The sequence below is a fragment of the Chloroflexota bacterium genome, assembly GCA_026708035.1.
GTDB lineage: Bacteria > Chloroflexota > UBA11872 > UBA11872 > UBA11872 > JAJECS01.
In genome coordinates this window covers 1-16,374 of record JAPOVQ010000004.1, presented here as the reverse complement: position 1 = coordinate 16,374, position 16,374 = coordinate 1, and the positions used below count along the sequence as shown (strand labels likewise).

The 16,374-nt window shown below is 69.1% G+C and carries 12 protein-coding genes; 2 read left to right on the top strand and 10 right to left on the bottom strand.

Annotated features, from left to right (window positions below):
• Nucleotides 1-118: 118 nt before the first annotated feature.
• The 10 genes from OXG33_01610 to murJ form a co-directional block, all read right to left on the bottom strand.
• Nucleotides 119-1,708, bottom strand: coding sequence for a gamma-glutamyltransferase (locus OXG33_01610; GenBank protein MCY4112621.1), 1,590 nt, complete (start codon nt 1,706-1,708; stop codon nt 119-121).
• A gap of 524 nt (nt 1,709-2,232) precedes the next feature.
• Complete coding sequence (locus OXG33_01605; protein ID MCY4112620.1) at nt 2,233-2,964, bottom strand: Crp/Fnr family transcriptional regulator; 732 nt, start codon at nt 2,962-2,964, stop codon at nt 2,233-2,235.
• 182 nt (nt 2,965-3,146) lie between these two features.
• Nucleotides 3,147-4,130 carry a bifunctional riboflavin kinase/FAD synthetase gene (locus OXG33_01600; protein ID MCY4112619.1) on the bottom strand — a complete coding sequence of 328 codons (984 nt, stop codon included), beginning with the start codon at nt 4,128-4,130 and terminating at the stop codon, nt 3,147-3,149.
• Nucleotides 4,127-5,083: a tRNA pseudouridine(55) synthase TruB gene (gene truB, locus OXG33_01595; protein ID MCY4112618.1), complete on the bottom strand. Its 957-nt coding sequence runs from the start codon at nt 5,081-5,083 to the stop codon at nt 4,127-4,129. Before truB ends, OXG33_01600 begins: the two co-directional genes overlap by 4 nt.
• Nucleotides 5,084-5,127: 44 nt before the next feature.
• Nucleotides 5,128-5,511 (bottom strand): 30S ribosome-binding factor RbfA, encoded by a 384-nt coding sequence (rbfA, locus tag OXG33_01590; protein MCY4112617.1) that lies wholly within the window; start codon nt 5,509-5,511, stop codon nt 5,128-5,130.
• A 17-nt stretch (nt 5,512-5,528) separates the two neighbouring features.
• The gene (infB, locus tag OXG33_01585; GenBank protein ID MCY4112616.1) at nt 5,529-7,280 is read right to left on the bottom strand and encodes a translation initiation factor IF-2; all 1,752 of its coding nucleotides are present in this window, start codon (nt 7,278-7,280) and stop codon (nt 5,529-5,531) included.
• 121 nt (nt 7,281-7,401) lie between these two features.
• A complete protein-coding gene (locus OXG33_01580; GenBank protein MCY4112615.1) occupies nt 7,402-7,701 on the bottom strand; it encodes a YlxR family protein in 300 nt (99 codons plus the stop codon).
• The gene (nusA, locus tag OXG33_01575; protein MCY4112614.1) at nt 7,698-8,888 is read right to left on the bottom strand and encodes a transcription termination factor NusA; all 1,191 of its coding nucleotides are present in this window, start codon (nt 8,886-8,888) and stop codon (nt 7,698-7,700) included. Before nusA ends, OXG33_01580 begins: the two co-directional genes overlap by 4 nt.
• Before the next feature lie 229 nt (nt 8,889-9,117).
• Nucleotides 9,118-10,959: a translation elongation factor 4 gene (gene lepA / locus OXG33_01570; GenBank protein MCY4112613.1), complete on the bottom strand. Its 1,842-nt coding sequence runs from the start codon at nt 10,957-10,959 to the stop codon at nt 9,118-9,120.
• A gap of 12 nt (nt 10,960-10,971) precedes the next feature.
• The gene (murJ, locus tag OXG33_01565) at nt 10,972-12,615 is read right to left on the bottom strand and encodes a murein biosynthesis integral membrane protein MurJ (GenBank protein MCY4112612.1); all 1,644 of its coding nucleotides are present in this window, start codon (nt 12,613-12,615) and stop codon (nt 10,972-10,974) included.
• A gap of 711 nt (nt 12,616-13,326) precedes the next feature.
• On the opposite strand from murJ, the gene OXG33_01560 reads away from it, so the two are divergent.
• Both OXG33_01560 and OXG33_01555 read left to right on the top strand, forming a co-directional pair.
• Complete coding sequence (locus OXG33_01560; protein MCY4112611.1) at nt 13,327-14,625, top strand: glycosyltransferase family 4 protein; 1,299 nt, start codon at nt 13,327-13,329, stop codon at nt 14,623-14,625.
• A gap of 72 nt (nt 14,626-14,697) precedes the next feature.
• Nucleotides 14,698-15,873: a glycoside hydrolase gene (locus OXG33_01555; protein ID MCY4112610.1), complete on the top strand. Its 1,176-nt coding sequence runs from the start codon at nt 14,698-14,700 to the stop codon at nt 15,871-15,873.
• Nucleotides 15,874-16,374: the final 501 nt, after the last annotated feature.

Below are 16,374 nucleotides of genomic sequence, written 5' to 3'. Positions count from 1 at the left end.
GGCGGTGCCGAGGCCCTTCCCCACGCGCCCCGCCCCCAATAATTCAAAGGTCTCCACGGGGAGAGGGTTGGGGTGAGGGGACCCGCCCCGATCCGTCACTCCGGGCGGAGCAGCCCGCCTAGAGCCCCGCGGCGTATCCGTCCCGGCGCGGGTCGGCCCCGCCGGTCATCACGCCCGTGGACGGGTCGCGAGCCACGCCCTGCATGCCGCCGACGTAATTCGTGAACGCATCCAGCACCTTCACGTCATGCCCGCGAGTCCGCAGTTCGTCGATCGTCTCCGGCGCGATCCGCGACTCGATGCGCAGCGCCGTCCCATCGTCCAGGACGCCCCGCGGGTCCTCGATGGCCTGCTGCACGCCCAGCCCATAATCGGCCCACTTCACCAGCGCTTGGGTCTGCGTCTGGCAAATGCCGTGCCCGCCCGGCGTTCCCAGCGCGAGCACCGGCTCGCCGTCGCGAGTCGTCACGCTCGGGGCGATCGGCAGCGACAACGGCGCGCCCGGCGACATGTAGTTGGGGCTGTCCGGGTGCAGCTCGCCCCAGTTCAGGAAATTGTTGAGCACCACGCCCGTCCCCGGCACGGCGATGCCCGCGCCGAATGGCGATCCCAGGCTCTGCGTCACGCAAATGAGGTTGCCGTCCGCGTCGCCCACCGAGAGCGACGTGGTGTGCTCGCGCGACCCGGCGATACCGGACGTCGGCTCGCCGAATAGCTGCGTCCGGGCGCAGATCGGCTCGCCCGACTCCAGCCGCTCCCGCAGCGTGGCCACCGCCGCCTCGCCCAGCATCTCGTCGATCCTGTCCCGCGAGGCGTTCGCGTTCAGAATCCGCTGCTCGGCGGCGAGGCGAATGGCCCGCAACACCACGTCGAGCTGCTCGATGCCGTTGCGCGGCAGCGCGGCGATATCGGTGCCCGCGATGAGCCGCAGCGACTGCAACATCTGAAACCCCTCGGACTGCGGCGGCGGCGTGTGCACGCGCAGTCCTCGATAGCTCGTCGCCACCGGGTCGTCCCAGCGCGGTTGCACGGCCTCCAGGTCGTCCAGCGAGACGCTTCCGCCAAGCGCCTGCAAACGGTCCACCAGCTTGCGCGCCACCGGACCCTGGTGCAGGGCGTTCGATCCTTCGGCCGCCGCCATCTCCAGCGTGCGTGCCAGGTCCTCCTGCCGCAGCACCCAGCCCGGCGCGGGCGACTCGCCGTTGTCGGTATAGATCGCGGACCACGCCTCGTCCCCCGCGCACACCTCCATCGACTCGTCGATCACGAAGGCGTTGAAATCGGTGATGGGATACCCGTTTCGCGCCAGGTCGATCGCCGGCGCGAAGACTTCGTCGCGCGGGCGCCTGCCGTGGGCGGCCAGCAACTCGCACCACCCGGCCAGATTCCCCGGAGTCCCGACGCTGTGCGGCCCGCGCATCAGGTCCGCGCGCGTCTTCGTCGTAGCGTCGTAGGTGCCCGGAATCGGCGGAATGAAGTCCAGCGTGCGAATCCGGCCCTCGCTCGCCACGAACACCGTGGCCACGCCCATGCCCGCCACGCCCGACATATACGGCTCCACCACGTTGAGCGCGGCCGCCGTGGCAACCGCCGCGTCGATGGCATTGCCGCCCGCCACCAGCAGCCGCAAGCCGGCTTGCGTGGCCAGCGGGTGGGCGCTCGATACCACGCCCCGGATCGACGCGATTAGCGGGCGCGGTCCGTGCATGCGCTTTCCTGAGGCTGCCGAGCGGCGCATTGTGTCACACGCCGGATTTCAGGCCGCCATGCAGCCCGCTGTCATTCCCGTCGTCCGTCATCCGCCGAACGCCGGAATCCAGTCCGGCCCCCTCTCCCGCGGGGGGAGGGTTGGGGTGACGGGAATCGCCCAGGCCCATCACTCCGCCCCTCCGTCATTCCGGCGAAGGCCGGAATCCAGTCCGGCTCCCTCTCCCGCGGGGAGAGGGTCCGGGTGAGGGGAACCGCGCAGGCTCACCATTCCCGTCGTTCGTCATGCCCGCGCCATTGCCATTCCCCCCACCATCTGTCATCCGAGCGGAGCGAGGAATCTAAGGCGCAAGAGATCGCGCAAAACGCTCGTCAACGCCTCGCGCCCGTCGCCCCTCCGTCACTCCGGCGAAGGCCGGAAGACGAGGGCACGTTCGAGGTTTGGGGTAGGGGCGGGTCTCAGACCCGCCCGTTTGAGGTCATGCAAACGACTCCGAAAGCCGAAGCCATTCCCCGACCGCGGCCTCAATACGACTCCGCGATCGCCTCCAGGCCCTCGCGGTCCAGGATCTCGATGCGCTTGCGCCCAATGCCGATCAGCCCGTCCGCCTTCAGTTCATTCAGCGCCTGGGTGGCCGTCTCACGGGACGTGCCCACGCGCTCGGCCAGGTCGTTGTGCGTCAGCCCCAGCATCTGCCGGTCGTCGTCGCCGGTGTGCCGCAGGATGAAGGTGGCCAATCTGGCGGCCAGCGACTTGAGCGCCAGGTCCTCGAGTTGCGTCTCCGTTTCACTCAGCCGTTGGGAGAGCGCCTGCATCATCCGCACCGCAACCGTCGGATAGCGCTGCATGAGCTGCTCGATGTCGTAGCGACTCATCGCGCAGAGCACGGACGCCTCGGTCGTTTCGGCGAACGAGCCATACATTGACTGCCCCAGGAACGCCATCTCGCCGAAGAACGCCCCCGGTTCCACCGTCGACACCACGAACCGTTTGCCCTCCGGTGAGATGCGGTAGACCTGCACCCCGCCGGACTTGAGGATGAACATTCCCTCGCCGGTCTCGTCGGGCTGGAAGACGATGCGGCCCTTCGGCACGCTGGTCATCCGAAAGATCTGGTGGACATCGTTGAGCTGCTGGGGCGACAAATCGCGAAAGATGTCGATGGCCGAGAGATACCGGCGCTTCAGCGCAGCGGGGTCACGAGGCGCCGATGCCGCTCTTGGGCTGCCGGTGCTTGATCGGGACTGATCACCCACGCGTCGTCCTTTTCGTGATTTGTGCGAAGCCGTCGGCGGGGCACTCGAGGACTGGATTCCGCAAGTGAACCAAGCCACCATCAAGTTTCTATGTTGGCACAGCGGCTGCCGATGTCGGTACGGCTCGCGGCTGGCTGTGAACATCGCCGACCCGGACGATCGGGTCCGGCGCGGCGCCGGCGCTATTGCGGGACAAACGGCGCCAGGGTCGCCGCCGAGGGCAGGCGAGCGGCGCGCACAGCCGCAATGTCCTCGGAGATCGCCTCCGCCAGTTGCCCGGTGTCGTCGAACGTGCGCTGCGGACGCAGGCGCGAGACGAAGAACAGCCGCATCGGCCGGTCGTAGAAGTCGCCCGCGGCGTCCAGCACGTGAGCCTCCACCACTCGTGGATGCTCGCCATACGTGGGACGTGTGCCGATGCTGATGGCGGCGCGCAACGGCTGGGATCCATCGGCCACGCTCAGGCCCGCATACACCCCGTCTCCCGGCACGCACAGCCAGTCGGCATGCGAGACATTCGCGGTGGCGAAGCCCAGCGCCCGACCCTCGCCCGCGCCGCGCACCACGACGCCCTCGAGACTGTAGGTTCGGCCCAATCCGCCGTTCGCGGCGGCAATGTCGCCGCGGGCCAGCGCGGCCCGAATGGTTGAGCTGCGATTGGTTCCGGCCGGACCGTGCCAAACGATTTCCCGGAAGTGGAAGTCCAACTCGCGGCTCAGCGACCGCAGCACCGGGGGCGTGCCGGCGCCGCCCTTGCCGATCCGGGCATTCGGGCCCGATATCAGGTGACGCATGCCCGCCTCGTCTCGCAGCCGGCTCAGAAATTCGCGCGGGCTTTGTTGGGCGAATTCTAGATCGAAGGTGAGCACGACGATGGCGTCGACGCCGGCGGCCGCCAGAAGCGCCAGCCGATCGTGCAGCGTCGTGAGCAACGCGCGAGGATCCGCCGGGCGCAGCAGCCACTCTGGCGGCGGCCACAGGGTGACCGCCACGGCACGGGTTCCGGGCGTCTCTCGCGCCGCGGCCAGCGTGGCGCGCAGCAGGGCGCGGTGGCCCTCGTGCACGCCGTCGAAACGGCCCAGCGTGAGCGCCGTCGGCTCGTCCGCGCCGAGAGCGCCAAGCTCCGTGTATACCGGGCAGCCGCCGATCGCTGCTGGCAGGTTCATGCCGCCGCCTGCATCACGCGGAGCTTCCGCCATTCGCCGCCGGCATGCTCCGCGACTCCCAGAAACGCGCCGTCGGCATCGTAGAAGCGATGCAGACCCGATTGCGCGGCCCGAAATCTCAGGCGGCGTCCGTTCACGAAATCGCCCCGGTCCTCTGCCGCGAGCAGGCATGCGGGCACTTCGTCCAGGACCGCATCCGGTGCATGCACCAGTTCCGCGACCTCCGCCGGCGACGCCCGGCGCAAGGCCGCCAGGCCGATGGCGTCGGCCAGGGTAAACGGGCCGACCGCGGTGCGCACCAGCGCCAGCAACGACGCGCCGCAGCCAAGTGTCTCGCCGATATCGCGGGCCAGGCTGCGGATGAACGTCCCTCGGCCGCACCGCACTTCAAGGGCGACGACCAGCGCCGGTTGGCCGGGCCCGTTGCCATCCAGCAGCAGGCGGTCGTCGCACACCGCGAGCGTGACCATGGCCTGTGCCACAGCGGCGATCGCGTGCACCTCGACCTCCCGCTCGGGGAGCGTGAAATCCTCTCCCGCCCGCGACCGCGCGTAGGCCCGCCGTCCGTCAACTTGCACCGCCGACGCCGCCGGCGGGCGCTGGCACAGGGTGCCGACGAACTTCGGCAGTACGCCGAGGACCTCCGCCGGTTCCGGGGATGATCGCAATGAGCCCATCACGGCGCCTTCCAGATCGTCCGTGGTGGTTTGCACGCCAAAGACCACGGCCGCAATGTAGGTCTTGGGCGCGCGCAGCACGTATTCGCTGAGCCGCGTGGCGTGGCCGATCGCCAGGGGCAACACGCCCGCGGCCAGGGGGTCCAGCGTGCCGCAATGGCCCACCTTGCGCCGGCCCAGGCAGCCGCGCGCTGCCTGCACCAACGCCGTCGAACGCGCCCCGATTGGCTTGGCCGTTACGAGGAATCCGCTCGGAACGTCAACCGGCGCGGACACAAGGCGTCAGTCCCGGAGGTGCGCCGTGCGTTGGGGACCGGCGCTCACTCGGACCGCTCGGCGGGGAGGCTCGCGCCGGGATTCGAGTCCTCGCGCTCCTCATCCAGCAACTGGCGCAGGCGCTCTTCCGTCACCATGGCCGGGTCGAGCTGGAACCTGATCTCGGGTGTGAATCGCAGCCGCAGGCGCGCGCTCAGCTCGCGCCGCACGACGCCTTCGGCTCGCTCCAGCGCCGCCAGCGACTCCTCGCACTGTTCCGCGTCGCCAAGCACCGTGACAAAGATGGTTGCGCGGCGAAGATCGGGGCTCACCAGTGCGCGATTGACCGAGGCGAGCCGGATACTCGGGTCGCCGAGCGTGAACCGGACGATCTCGCTGGCTTCGCGGGCAATCTGGGAGGCGATGCGCTCGGGGCGGCGCGTGGGCATTCGAGCGGCTCCGGCGATCAGGGTTGACGGGTCTCGGTGTGGAAGACCTCGATGATGTCCGCAAGCTCGATGTTCGTCGTCGTCTGAACGCCCAGCCCGCAGTCAAATCCTTCGCGCACTTCCTCCACCGCATCGGCAAACCGCCGCACGGTACCAATCCGGCCCTGGCCGATTTCTTCGCCGCGCCGGAGGATGCGCACGTCGGCGCCCCGGTAGATGCGTCCCGTCAGCACCATGCCGCCGACGATCTGCAGCGTGCGTTCGCTGCGGAATTCGCCGCGAATCTCGAGCCGTCCGTCGACCACCTCGAATTCCTCTGGCTCCAGCATTCCTCGCAGGGCGGCGTCGACCTCATCGATCAGCTCGTAGATCGTGAAGTAGACCCGCACGTCCACGCCCTGGCGATCGGCCTCGGCGCGGGCGGCCGGGTCGATCCGCACGTCGAATCCAACCACGATGCCCTCGGCGGCGGCGGCCAGATTCACGTCCGATTCCGTGATGGTCCCCACGCCCTCGTAGATCACCACGGCCCGGGTGCGAGCCTCGCCGACGTCGGCCAGCGATTTCACCACCGCGGCCGCCGCGCCGTCCGTGCTGGCCTTCACCACCACGCTCAGCTGGTGGAGCTGGCCCGCGGTCATCTGCGCCGCCAGTTGCTCCAGGCTCAGACGGATCGCCTGCTCGCCGCCGCCGCGCTGCGCCGCCGATCGCTCGGCGCGCCGGCGTCGCTTGCTCCGCTTCGCCACCCGCAACTGATCGCCGGCGGCGGGGGTTGATTCCAGGCCGACCACCTGCACCGGCGTCGACGGACCGGCTTGCTTGAGCCGCTCGCCGTGGTGGTCGAACAGCGCGCGCACGCGACCTTCGACGTTCCCCACCTGCACCTGGTCGCCGACGCTCAGCGTTCCGCTCGTGACGATGGCGCTGGCAATGGGCCCCTGGCTGCGGTCGAGCCGCGTCTCGATCACGGTCGCCACCGCCGGTCCGTCCACGGGCGCCCGCAGCTCCTCGAGTTGCGCCGTCAGATTGATGTATTCCAGCAGCTCGTCGATGCCGTCGCCTTGCTCGGCCGACAGCGGCACCGCCACGACGTCCCCACCGTAGGCCTCCACCACCACTTCATGCTCGGTCAGCTGCTGGTAGGCGCGCTCCGGGTTGGCCGTCGGCAGGTCGATCTTGTTGACCGCCATGATCATCGGCACTCCGGCGGCCCTGGCGTGTCCAATGGCTTCGACCGTCTGCGGCATCACACCGTCATCGGCGGCCACCACCACCACCACGATGTCGGTCACCCCGGCGCCGCGTGCCCGCATGGCGGTGAACGCTTCATGGCCCGGCGTGTCGATGAACGTGATGGCGCCCTCGCCGGTCGTCACCTGATAGGCGCCGATGCTCTGCGTGATCCCGCCGTGCTCGCCCAGGGCGACCTGCGTCTGCCGGATGGCGTCCAGCAACGTGGTCTTGCCGTGGTCCACGTGACCCATGACCGTCACCACCGGCGGCCGCGGCTCGCCCGCCGGCGCCTCGTCGTCGGCCGGCGCGGCTTCCTTGACTTCGGCTGCCGCCGGTGGGGCGGCGGTCTCCTCGTCGGTGACGTCGACGCCGAGCTTGGCCAATACCGCCCGAGCCGTATCCCGGTCGATGGCGGCATTGATGGTCGCCAGCACGTTGCGCGAGAGCAGCTCGACGATGATGTCGGTGCTTTCAACCTCGGCGCGTTCGGCGATCTGCGCGATGGTGGCCGTCTCGGGCAGGGGGACGGTTCGCATCGGCGCGGCTTCAGGGGCCACGGGCGCCGGTGCGGGCGCGGCCGGAGACGGCGGCGGGGCCTTGCGGCGGCCGCCGGGTCGATGGGGGGCGCGCCGCGCCGGGCGGCGACCACGCGCCACGCTAGTCGCTCATCGTGGGCTGAAGGCGCCGCTCTCGGGCAGCGTCCAGTTCATGGCCGAGTTCTTCGATCGTCGAATTGGGAATAGTTACTCGAAGCTGTGCCGCCAGCGCGCCCCGTTTGATCGCCGAGGGCCAGCATGCCTCATCGCGGCAAATGTAGGCGCCGCGACCGGGCGCGCGCCCGCCGGAGTCGAGCTCGACCGCTCCCGCGGGCGTCCGCACGATGCGCACAAGCTCGCGCTTGAAACGCTTGGTGCGGCAGGCGATGCAGGTGCGCTGAGGCTGATGACGCAGAGCTATGTCTCCGCGGACCCGGCCGCCGGCCGCTCGGCGGTAGCGCCGGCCGTGTCCACATCCATTTCCCCGGCCTCGTCGGCGGCGCCACTGGACCCGTTGTCCCTCGAAGTATCCGCGTCGGCCTCGTCCTCGTCCGGCGCGGCCACGCCGCGGGCTTCCGCGGGCGCCGACGCGTCGCGGATGTTGATGCGAAAGCCGGTCAGCCGTGCGGCCAGCCGCGAGTTCTGCCCTTCGCGGCCGATCGCCAGCGAGACCATGTCCGGATGCACGAAGACGTCCGCCGTGCGTTCCGCGTGGCTGATGTGCACCGTCTGCACCCGCGCCGGGCTCAGCGAGTTGGCCACGAAGGCGCTGGGATCGGACGCCCACTCGATGATCTCGGCTTTTTCCTGCCCCAGCTCGCGAAGAATGTTCTGAATCCGCGTGCCGCGCATGCCCACGCAGGCGCCAACCGGATCCAGCCCGTCCTGCAGTGAGCGCACGGCAACCTTCGAGCGCACGCCGGCGTCGCGGGCGATGCCGGTGATCTCCACCAGGCCGTTCTGAATCTCCGGCACCTCGCGCTCGAACAACCGGCGCACGAAGTCGGCGTGCCCGCGCGAGACCCGCAGCTGCGTCCCGCGGCCGCCTTCCGCCACCTCGAGCAACAGCACGCGCAGTCGCTGGCCCACGCGGTAGAACTCGCCGGGAATCTGCTCGGCCACGGGCATGACGGCCTCGGCGCGGCCCAGCTCCACGAACACTCCGCGCGACTCCACCCGCGTCACCCGCCCGACGAGGATCTCGCCCTGGTGCTCGATGAACTGGGTGTAGACCTCCATCTGCTCCGCGTCGCGCAGCGCCTGCTGCATGGCCTGTCGTGCGCGTTGGGTGGCGATGCGTCCGAAATTTGGCGGCGTCACGTCGATCTGGAAGATTTCGCCCAGGGGCACCGTGTCGTCGTAGGCGCGCGCGTCCGCGAGCGAAATCTCGCGCAGCGGATCGGTCACCTCGTCCACCACGGTCTTGTTGGCGTAAATGGTGGCCTCGCCCGTATCCGGCGAGATCTCGACGTCGATGTCGTCGTACTCGGTGTTGGAGTCGAGATAGGCGGACGCTACAGCCGTGCGGAGGGAGTCAAGGACGGCATCGACCTGGATGCCCTTCTCGTCGGCAAGCTGCTGCAAGGCGAGGATGAACTCGCTGCGCATCGCTGCCTCCTTCGGCCGTTAGTTCGAGTCCCTCCCCAGAGACAAAGAAAAGCGGGCCGCGTCCGCCAATATGTCGCCGCTAGGCCGCTCCCTTGAAGTATATCACCGAGCAATGTGCGCCGCGAGGGCGACCGTGCCGGTGCCGACGCGCGCGTCGACTTTGCTCCGTCATAAGGACAGTGAATAAGTATCGCAATTGCTTATGTTCTGACAAAAAAGCCCGGCGCGTCTACGCCCGCCGCCGCCGCGTCCCACCCGCGCCGCCCGATCGCAGCACGGCGGTGAACGCCTCCTGTGGCACGTCGATCTGGCCTACTCGCTTGAGGCGCTGCTTGCCGGCCTTCTGCGCTTCCAACAGCTTGCGCTTGCGGCTCACGTCGCGCCCGTAGCACTTGGCCAGCACGTCCTTCCGCACCGGCCGCACGGTTTCCCGCGCCACGATGCGCGACCCCACTGCCGCCTGCACGCTCACTTCGAACTGCTGCCGCGGAATCTCGCGCTTCAGTCGCAGGGCCAGGTCGCGCCCGATCTCCGCGGCGCGCGCCCGGGGCACGATCGTCGACAGCGCATCCACCATCTGTCCGTTGAGCCGCATGTCCAGCCGCACGAAGTCCCCGGCCCGATACTCCCCAAAGCTGTAATCGAGCGAGCCATAGCCCCGCGTCGCGGACTTGAGCGCATCAAAGAACTCCGTCAGCATCTCGCCGAGCGGCAGCCCGTATTCCAGCAGCACGCGCGTCGGCTCGAGATATTCGAGCCGCCGGTGCTCACCGCGCCGGGACTGCAACAGCTCGATCACCCCGCCCAGGTGAGCCTCCGGCGTCACGATAGTCACCACCATCCACGGCTCGCGCACTTCGCGGATTTGCGATGGCTCCGGCAGGTCGGCCGGTCGATCCACTCGCATCAGCTGGTCGTCGCGCGTGGCGACCTCGTACTCCACCTGCGGTGTCGTGAGCACCAGCTCCAGCTCGTATTCACGCTCCAGGCGCTCGCGCACGATGTCCATGTGCAGCACGCCCAGGAACCCGCAGCGAAACCCGAACCCCAATGCCGCCGACTGCTCCGGCTGGCTCACGATCGCGGGGTCGCTCAGCCGCAGGCGATCCAGCGCCTCGCGCAAGTCCGTGTAGCCCTCGGGATCGGTGGAGTAGAGGCTGGCGAACACCAGCGGCTTCGGCGTGCGGTAGCCCGGCAGCGGCTGTGTCGCCGGCGCGTGCTCGTGGGTCACCGTGTCGCCCACGGGCCACTCGCGGACCTCCTTGAGCCCGGTGGCCACGTAGCCCACGTGGCCCGTCGTCAGCCCCTCGCGGGCGCTCACCGCCGGCGTGAACACCCCCGTCTCGACCGCCTCGGCGCGCGTCCCGGTCTGCATCAGCCGCAAGCGCTCATTCCGGCGCAGCGACCCATCGAACACCCGCACGCTCGCCACCACGCCGCGGTGCTGGTCGTAGCTCGAGTCGACCACCAGCGCCCGCAGCGGGGCGTCCGGATCGCCCGCCGGCGGCGGGACTGCATCGACGATTCGGTGCAGCAGGTCGTCCACGCCATCGCCCGACTTGGCGGAAACATGCACAACGTCATCCACGCTCGCGCCGAGAAAGTCCGCCAGCTCCTGCGCCACCACGTCGGCTCGAGCGGTCGGCAGATCGATCTTGTTCACGACCGGGATCACCGTCAGGTCGTGCTCGACCGCCACGTAGGCGTTCGCCAGCGTCTGGGCCTCGATGCCCTGGCTGGCGTCCACCAGCAACACCGCCCCCTCGCACGCGGCCAGCGAGCGCGACACCTCGTAGCTGAAGTCCACGTGGCCCGGCGTGTCGATCAGATTCAGCGTATATGCGGTCCCGGCCAGGTCCAGCTCCATGCGCACCGGATGCGCCTTGATGGTGATGCCGCGCTCACGCTCGAGGTCCATGGAATCGAGCACCTGGTCGCGCATCTGGCGCGCCGTCAGCGTGGCCGTGCGCTCCAGCATGCGGTCGGCCAGCGTCGATTTGCCGTGGTCTATGTGCGCGATGATGCAGAAGTTGCGCGTGTGCGCTTGATCGACCTCGCCGCCGGGGTTCATGCCTGATTCTATTCAGCCGGCCGCGCGCCGCAGCCGGCCGGCGATTTGCCCGACGACTTCATCGAGCTCCGGATTGCGCATCAGGCGCGCGACGCCCACGTACACCACCAGCGCCGTCGCCAGGTAGGCCGCCAGCCAGCCGCCGCCCGTGATGGCGTCCGCCGCCGGCCAGGTCGCCAGCCGCAACCCCCCGATCGCGGCCCCCATCAGCGCGGCCGCCAGGACGATGCTGAGCACCCAGCGCGCGTCGCTGCCGTGAAGCAGCACGCCGCCGCGACGGCGCAGAATCGCCACCAGGATCACGGCCTCGACCAGGACGCCGATAGAAAGCCCCAGCGCGATCCCCGGATTTCCCATGACTACCGAAAAGGCCCACGACAGCACCATGTGCAACGCCAGCGAGCCGATACCCACCACCACCGGCGTGCGCGTGTCGTGCATGGCGAAGAATCCGCGCACCAGCACCTCCACCGCCGCATGCCCCGCCAGGCCCACGGCGTAGAACCGCAGCGCGTTGGCCGTCAGCTCGGTGGCTCGGGCGTCGAACGCATGCCGTTCGAAGGCCACGGAGACGATGGGCTCTGCCAGCACCGCCAGTACCACGGCCGCCGGCACGCTCAGGAACAGCACGATCCGTCCCACGCCGTGCACGCGGCCAGCGAACGCGGCCCGGTCCCCGCTGATCCAGCGATGGGCCAGATCCGGCAACGCCGCTTCGCCCAGCGCCATGCCGAACACGCCCAGCGGCAGCAGCATGAGCAGGAAGGCGTTGTTGAGCACCGCCACGGCCGACGGCCCCTGCAACGACGCCAGGATGTTGATGTAGATCAGGCTGGCCTGCAGGACCGCCACCCCGAGCATGCGCGGCACCATCAGGCGGATGACCTTGCGCACGTCCGGGTCCGCCATAGCCGCGCCGGGATGCCACGTCATGACGTCGAACCGACGCGTCGTGGCCGCGCGCGAGACCAGGATTGTCGGTAGCCCGGGCACTTGCACCAGCAGGTGCAGGCCCGTGCCGATCAGCGTGCCCCACACCAGGCCGGTGAGGCCGAAGACGCGCGCCAGACCCAGCGCGCCCGCGATGATCCCCAGGTTGTAGAGCAGCGGACTCAGCGCCGGCAGGGCGAATCTGCGCTCGGCCTGCAGCGCCGCCTTGGCCACGGCGCTCATGGCCAAGACCACCGGGGAGATCATCAGCCAGCGCGCCGCGTCGGTCGCCAGCGCCACGGTGGCGTCCGGGAAGCCTGGCGCCACCACGCGCATCAGCGGCTCGGCCAGCAGGGCGCTGATTCCCGCCAGCACCGCGCTGGCCCCGGCGACCAATGTCCCGATTCGACCCACGAACCGCCCCAGCGCCCGGCGATCCCCGCGCGCCTTCACCTCGGCGTAGACCGGGATCACCGCCGACAGCAGCGCGCCGCCGGCCAGCAGCATGAAGATCGTGTCCGGAATGCGGAAGGCCGCGAACCACGCGTCGGCTTCCGGTCCCACGCCGAATTCGGCATTGATGGCGGCCTGGCGCACGAACCCCAGCACCCGGCTGACCAGGATCGACGCCACCACAATCGCCGCCGCCCGCCCCACGCCCGCGCCCAGCGCCTCACCCTGAGCCTCGGCGTCAGACTCTCTAGGGCCTCTCACCGTGATGCTCACGCCCTCAATCCGACGGCTGACGCATCTCCATAGCTGAGCACCTTCGGCAACGCCGTTGTTATCTGCAGTCCGGCTGAGTCTCGCAATCTGACCGATGTGTGAAATGGGCACGAGGGGCGAGATGTCCGTGTAGGGGCGCCCCTTGTGGGCGCCCTCCGGGGACAACCAGGGCAGCCACAAGGGCCGCCCCTACACCGACGTAGTCTTGCCCGGCCCGAGTGGCCTGCGCGGCGTGCGGCATGGGACCCGCCATCCGCTAATCCCGGCGCGCCAGCCTCCGCCATTCCCGCGAACGGAGTCCCTTGCGTCACCGCTCCGCCGGAGGCCGGAGACCGGGTCCGATCCCCTCTCCCTTGATGGGAGAGGGCTAGGGTGAGGGTGATCCGCGGCATCGGCCTGGGCTGTCGACCGGTCGCGTGGGAGGCTCCCAAGTCGAGAATCCAGGCTCCATCCAATCCGGACGGGAATACTTCCGTCATTCCGGCGAAAAGCCTGCCCCGTACTCGATACGGGGCCGGAATCCAGTTCGGCAAATATTCGACGAGTGCTGGGCCATCACGGTAGGGGCGGGTCTCAGACCCGCCCGTTCGGGGTCTTGCAAACGTCTCCGAACGCGGGAAGTCAGTCCCCAGGCATCCACCTCGCAAGCCCCAACCCGCCGGTACTATGGCGGCACTCCCACCTGAGCGCTCCAAGGCCCCCGCCCGCCGCATGTCATTCACCCCCGACAACCTCGAGTTCGTCTTCCTGTCCTTCGAAGGACCCGACCAACCCTACGCCCAGGCCGGCGGGCTCGGCGTACGCGTCACCCAGCTCACCCGCGCGCTCGCCAGGCACGGCTTTCAGACGCACCTGGTCTTCGTCGGCGACCCGGCGCTGCCTGGCGGGGAGACGCGCGAGGACGGCTGCCTGCATCTCCATCGTTGGTGCCAGTGGATCAGCGCCTCGCACCCGGAAGGCGCCTACGCCGACGAAATCGCCAAGGTTCATGACTACCAGGATTCGGTTCCGGCCTTCGTCACGCAAGCCATCGTCGAGCCGGCCCTGGCCACCGGGCGCCGCGTGGCCATCATCGCCGAGGAGTGGCACACCGCCGACGCCCTATCCCGGCTCAGCGACTCCCTGCACTTCGTCGGCATCCGCGACGCCGCCGTCCTGCTCTGGAACGCCAACAACGACATGTCGTTCGACCGCATCAACTGGAATCGCCTGGGATACGTGGCGCAGTTCACCGCAGTATCACGCTTCGTCAAGACCCAGATGTGGTCGCACGGCGTCAATCCGCTGGTGATTCCCAACGGCATCCCGTCGGAGTTGCTGGAGCCCGTCGATGCCAACTCGGTGAGTGCCCTTCGCGACGCCCTCGGACCCGCTCCCTGGTTCTTCAAGCTCGGGCGCATGGATCCCGACAAGGGCTGGCTGGCCGCCGTGGAGGCCGTGTATCGCTTGCGGGAAATCGGCGTGCCGGCCCGCCTGGTGATGAAGGGCGGACAGCTGGAAGATCACGCCCACGAGGTCTATGGCCACATGGCCTGGCGCGGGCTCCGGGCGGTCGGCGTGCACACCGACGATCGATCGGTCGCCGGCATCGCGCAGGCCCTTGGCGAGGCCGACCCCGAGGCCGCCGTGCTCAACCTCGAGTTCTTCCTGCCGGACGACGCGCTGCCGTTGCTCTACGCCGCCGCGGACGGCCTGCTCGCCAACAGCGGCTACGAGCCGTTCGGCTTGGTCGGCCTGGAGGCCATGGCGGCAGGCGGCGTCGCCTATGTCGGCTCGACCGGCGAGGACTACGCCATTCCCATGCGCAACAGCGTGGTCCTGGACGATGTCGGCAGCCCGGACGAAATCGTGCAGGTGGCGAGGCTGCTGCGCGACGATCCCAAGCTGGCCGAGCGCATCCGCGCCGGCGCTCGGGAGACGGCCCAACTGCACACGTGGGACGCGCTGCTGCCATTGCTCCTGAGCAAGTTGCATCTCGCCGGACAACGGCAGGGGTTGCGCGGGCTGTAGCATCACGTGGGCCGGACTCGACATCGGCCCAGGAGTTGACGACCTCTGGCCGAGCAACTGGTCATCTACACGGTGCTGCACCAGCCGCGTCGCGTGCGGCTGCCGGCGGTGGAGTTGCCGCGGGGCGCGTCCGCCGCCGAGTTGGCGCGTCTGATGTTCGATCAGGACCTCAACCGCCACTACTTCCAAAAGGTCGCGCGCTGGTGCTACCGCCCCGCGCTGCCGCTCTGGCGGCGGCTGCTGGACGAGGGCCTGACGCTGTCGCTCGGCGTGCCGCTCTCCACGGTCAAGCAGTTCGAGACCTGGGCGCCCGAGCTGCTGGAGGAAATGCAGGCGCTCGTGGCCCATCCCCGCGCCGAGCTTGTGGCCGTGGAGCCCTTTCACGCCATGACCATGCTCATTGACCTGCCGACATTCGTGACCCAAATGGAGTTGGCCCGATCCGGCGCGGCCAAGCGTTTCGGCGTCGAGCCGGTCGTGGCCGACACCACCGAAATGCTAATGTCCGCCGATAGCTATCGCGCCCTGCAAGCCGCCGGCTACCAGGGAACCTTCGTCGATGGCCGCGGCTGGGTCATGGACTGGCGCGAATCCACGCATCTCTATAGCTTCGACGGCGGGTCGCTAAGGGTCCTTCCCCGGCACTTTCCCCTCAGCGACGATGTCGGCTACCGCTTCTCGAATCACAGCTGGGACCGCTGGCCACTCATGGCCGACACCTACGCGCAGTGGGTCCGCGACGCGCCCGGCGAATTCGTGTTGCTCGCGTGGGACTTCGAGACCTTCGGCGAGCATCACAATCGCGACACCGGCATCTTCGAGTTCCTCGAGGCCTTGCCGAGTGCACTCGCGGAGAAGGGCGTCACCTGCGTCACGCCCAGCGAGCTCCTGCAAGCGCCGGACCAGCAGGTCCACGACCTGCCGCTCACACCGTTCCCGGCCACCTGGGCGGGCGAGAGCGGCGGCCTCGAATTCTTCCTCGGCAACCACGCCCAGCAGGCCATCTACCGCCTCATGAGCGTGGCCTACGGCGCGGCCCGAATGACCGGCGACGCGGAGCTGATCGAAATCGCCCACTGGCTCATGCAATCCGACAACCTGCACTGGCTGCAATGGGTCGGCCGCGTCGGCGCCGAAGCCGACGTCTCCGCCTACTTCACCCCACAAGAGTGGATGTGGATGGGCACCGAGCGCCTGCTCTGGGAGCACCAGCGCGTCTACGTCAACTTCCTGGACGCCATTGCCTAGCCAGTCTTCGAGTAGCAAGCGCGTAGAGACGGTTCGCGAACCGCCCCACTCCGTCATTTCCGCGGAGCCTGTTCCCGCGCAGGCGGGGAGCGGAAATCCATCCCCCATTCAACCTGGAGGCGCCTCGCCCAGTCCCCTCTCCCACGGGGAGAGGGCTAGGGTGAGGGGCTGTCCGGTAGCCCGCGCTGCGTCTCCGGTGGCCCGCGCCGCGGGCAGCGTGGGATCCGACCCCATTCACTCCCAGCCCCCCTCCGTCATTCCGGCGAAGGCCGGAATCCAGTCCGGTCAGCCCGGGGGTCCCTGGAGATTTGGTGTAGGGGCGGGTCTCAGACCCGCCCATTCCGTCATTCCGAGCGCAGCGAGGAATCCAAGCAGCACGGAGAAGGCATGGCGCACCGGCGGCTCTCCGCCGCGCCGCAGCCTGGTCCGGTCCCCTCTCCCTGGAAGGAGACCTTTGAATTATTGGGGGCGGGGCGCGTGGGGAAGGGCCTCGGCACCGCC

Excerpts from the sequence above, each read along its gene's own strand:
- OXG33_01610 (MCY4112621.1), bottom strand. The coding sequence starts at position 1,708 with ATGCACGGACCGCGCCCGCTAATCGCGTCGATCCGGGGCGTGGTATCG.
- OXG33_01600 (MCY4112619.1), bottom strand. The coding sequence starts at position 4,130 with ATGAACCTGCCAGCAGCGATCGGCGGCTGCCCGGTATACACGGAGCTT.
- rbfA (MCY4112617.1), bottom strand. The coding sequence starts at position 5,511 with ATGCCCACGCGCCGCCCCGAGCGCATCGCCTCCCAGATTGCCCGCGAA.
- infB (MCY4112616.1), bottom strand. The coding sequence starts at position 7,280 with ATGCGAACCGTCCCCCTGCCCGAGACGGCCACCATCGCGCAGATCGCC.
- nusA (MCY4112614.1), bottom strand. The coding sequence starts at position 8,888 with ATGCGCAGCGAGTTCATCCTCGCCTTGCAGCAGCTTGCCGACGAGAAG.
- lepA (MCY4112613.1), bottom strand. The coding sequence starts at position 10,959 with ATGAACCCCGGCGGCGAGGTCGATCAAGCGCACACGCGCAACTTCTGC.
- OXG33_01560 (MCY4112611.1), top strand. The coding sequence starts at position 13,327 with ATGTCATTCACCCCCGACAACCTCGAGTTCGTCTTCCTGTCCTTCGAA.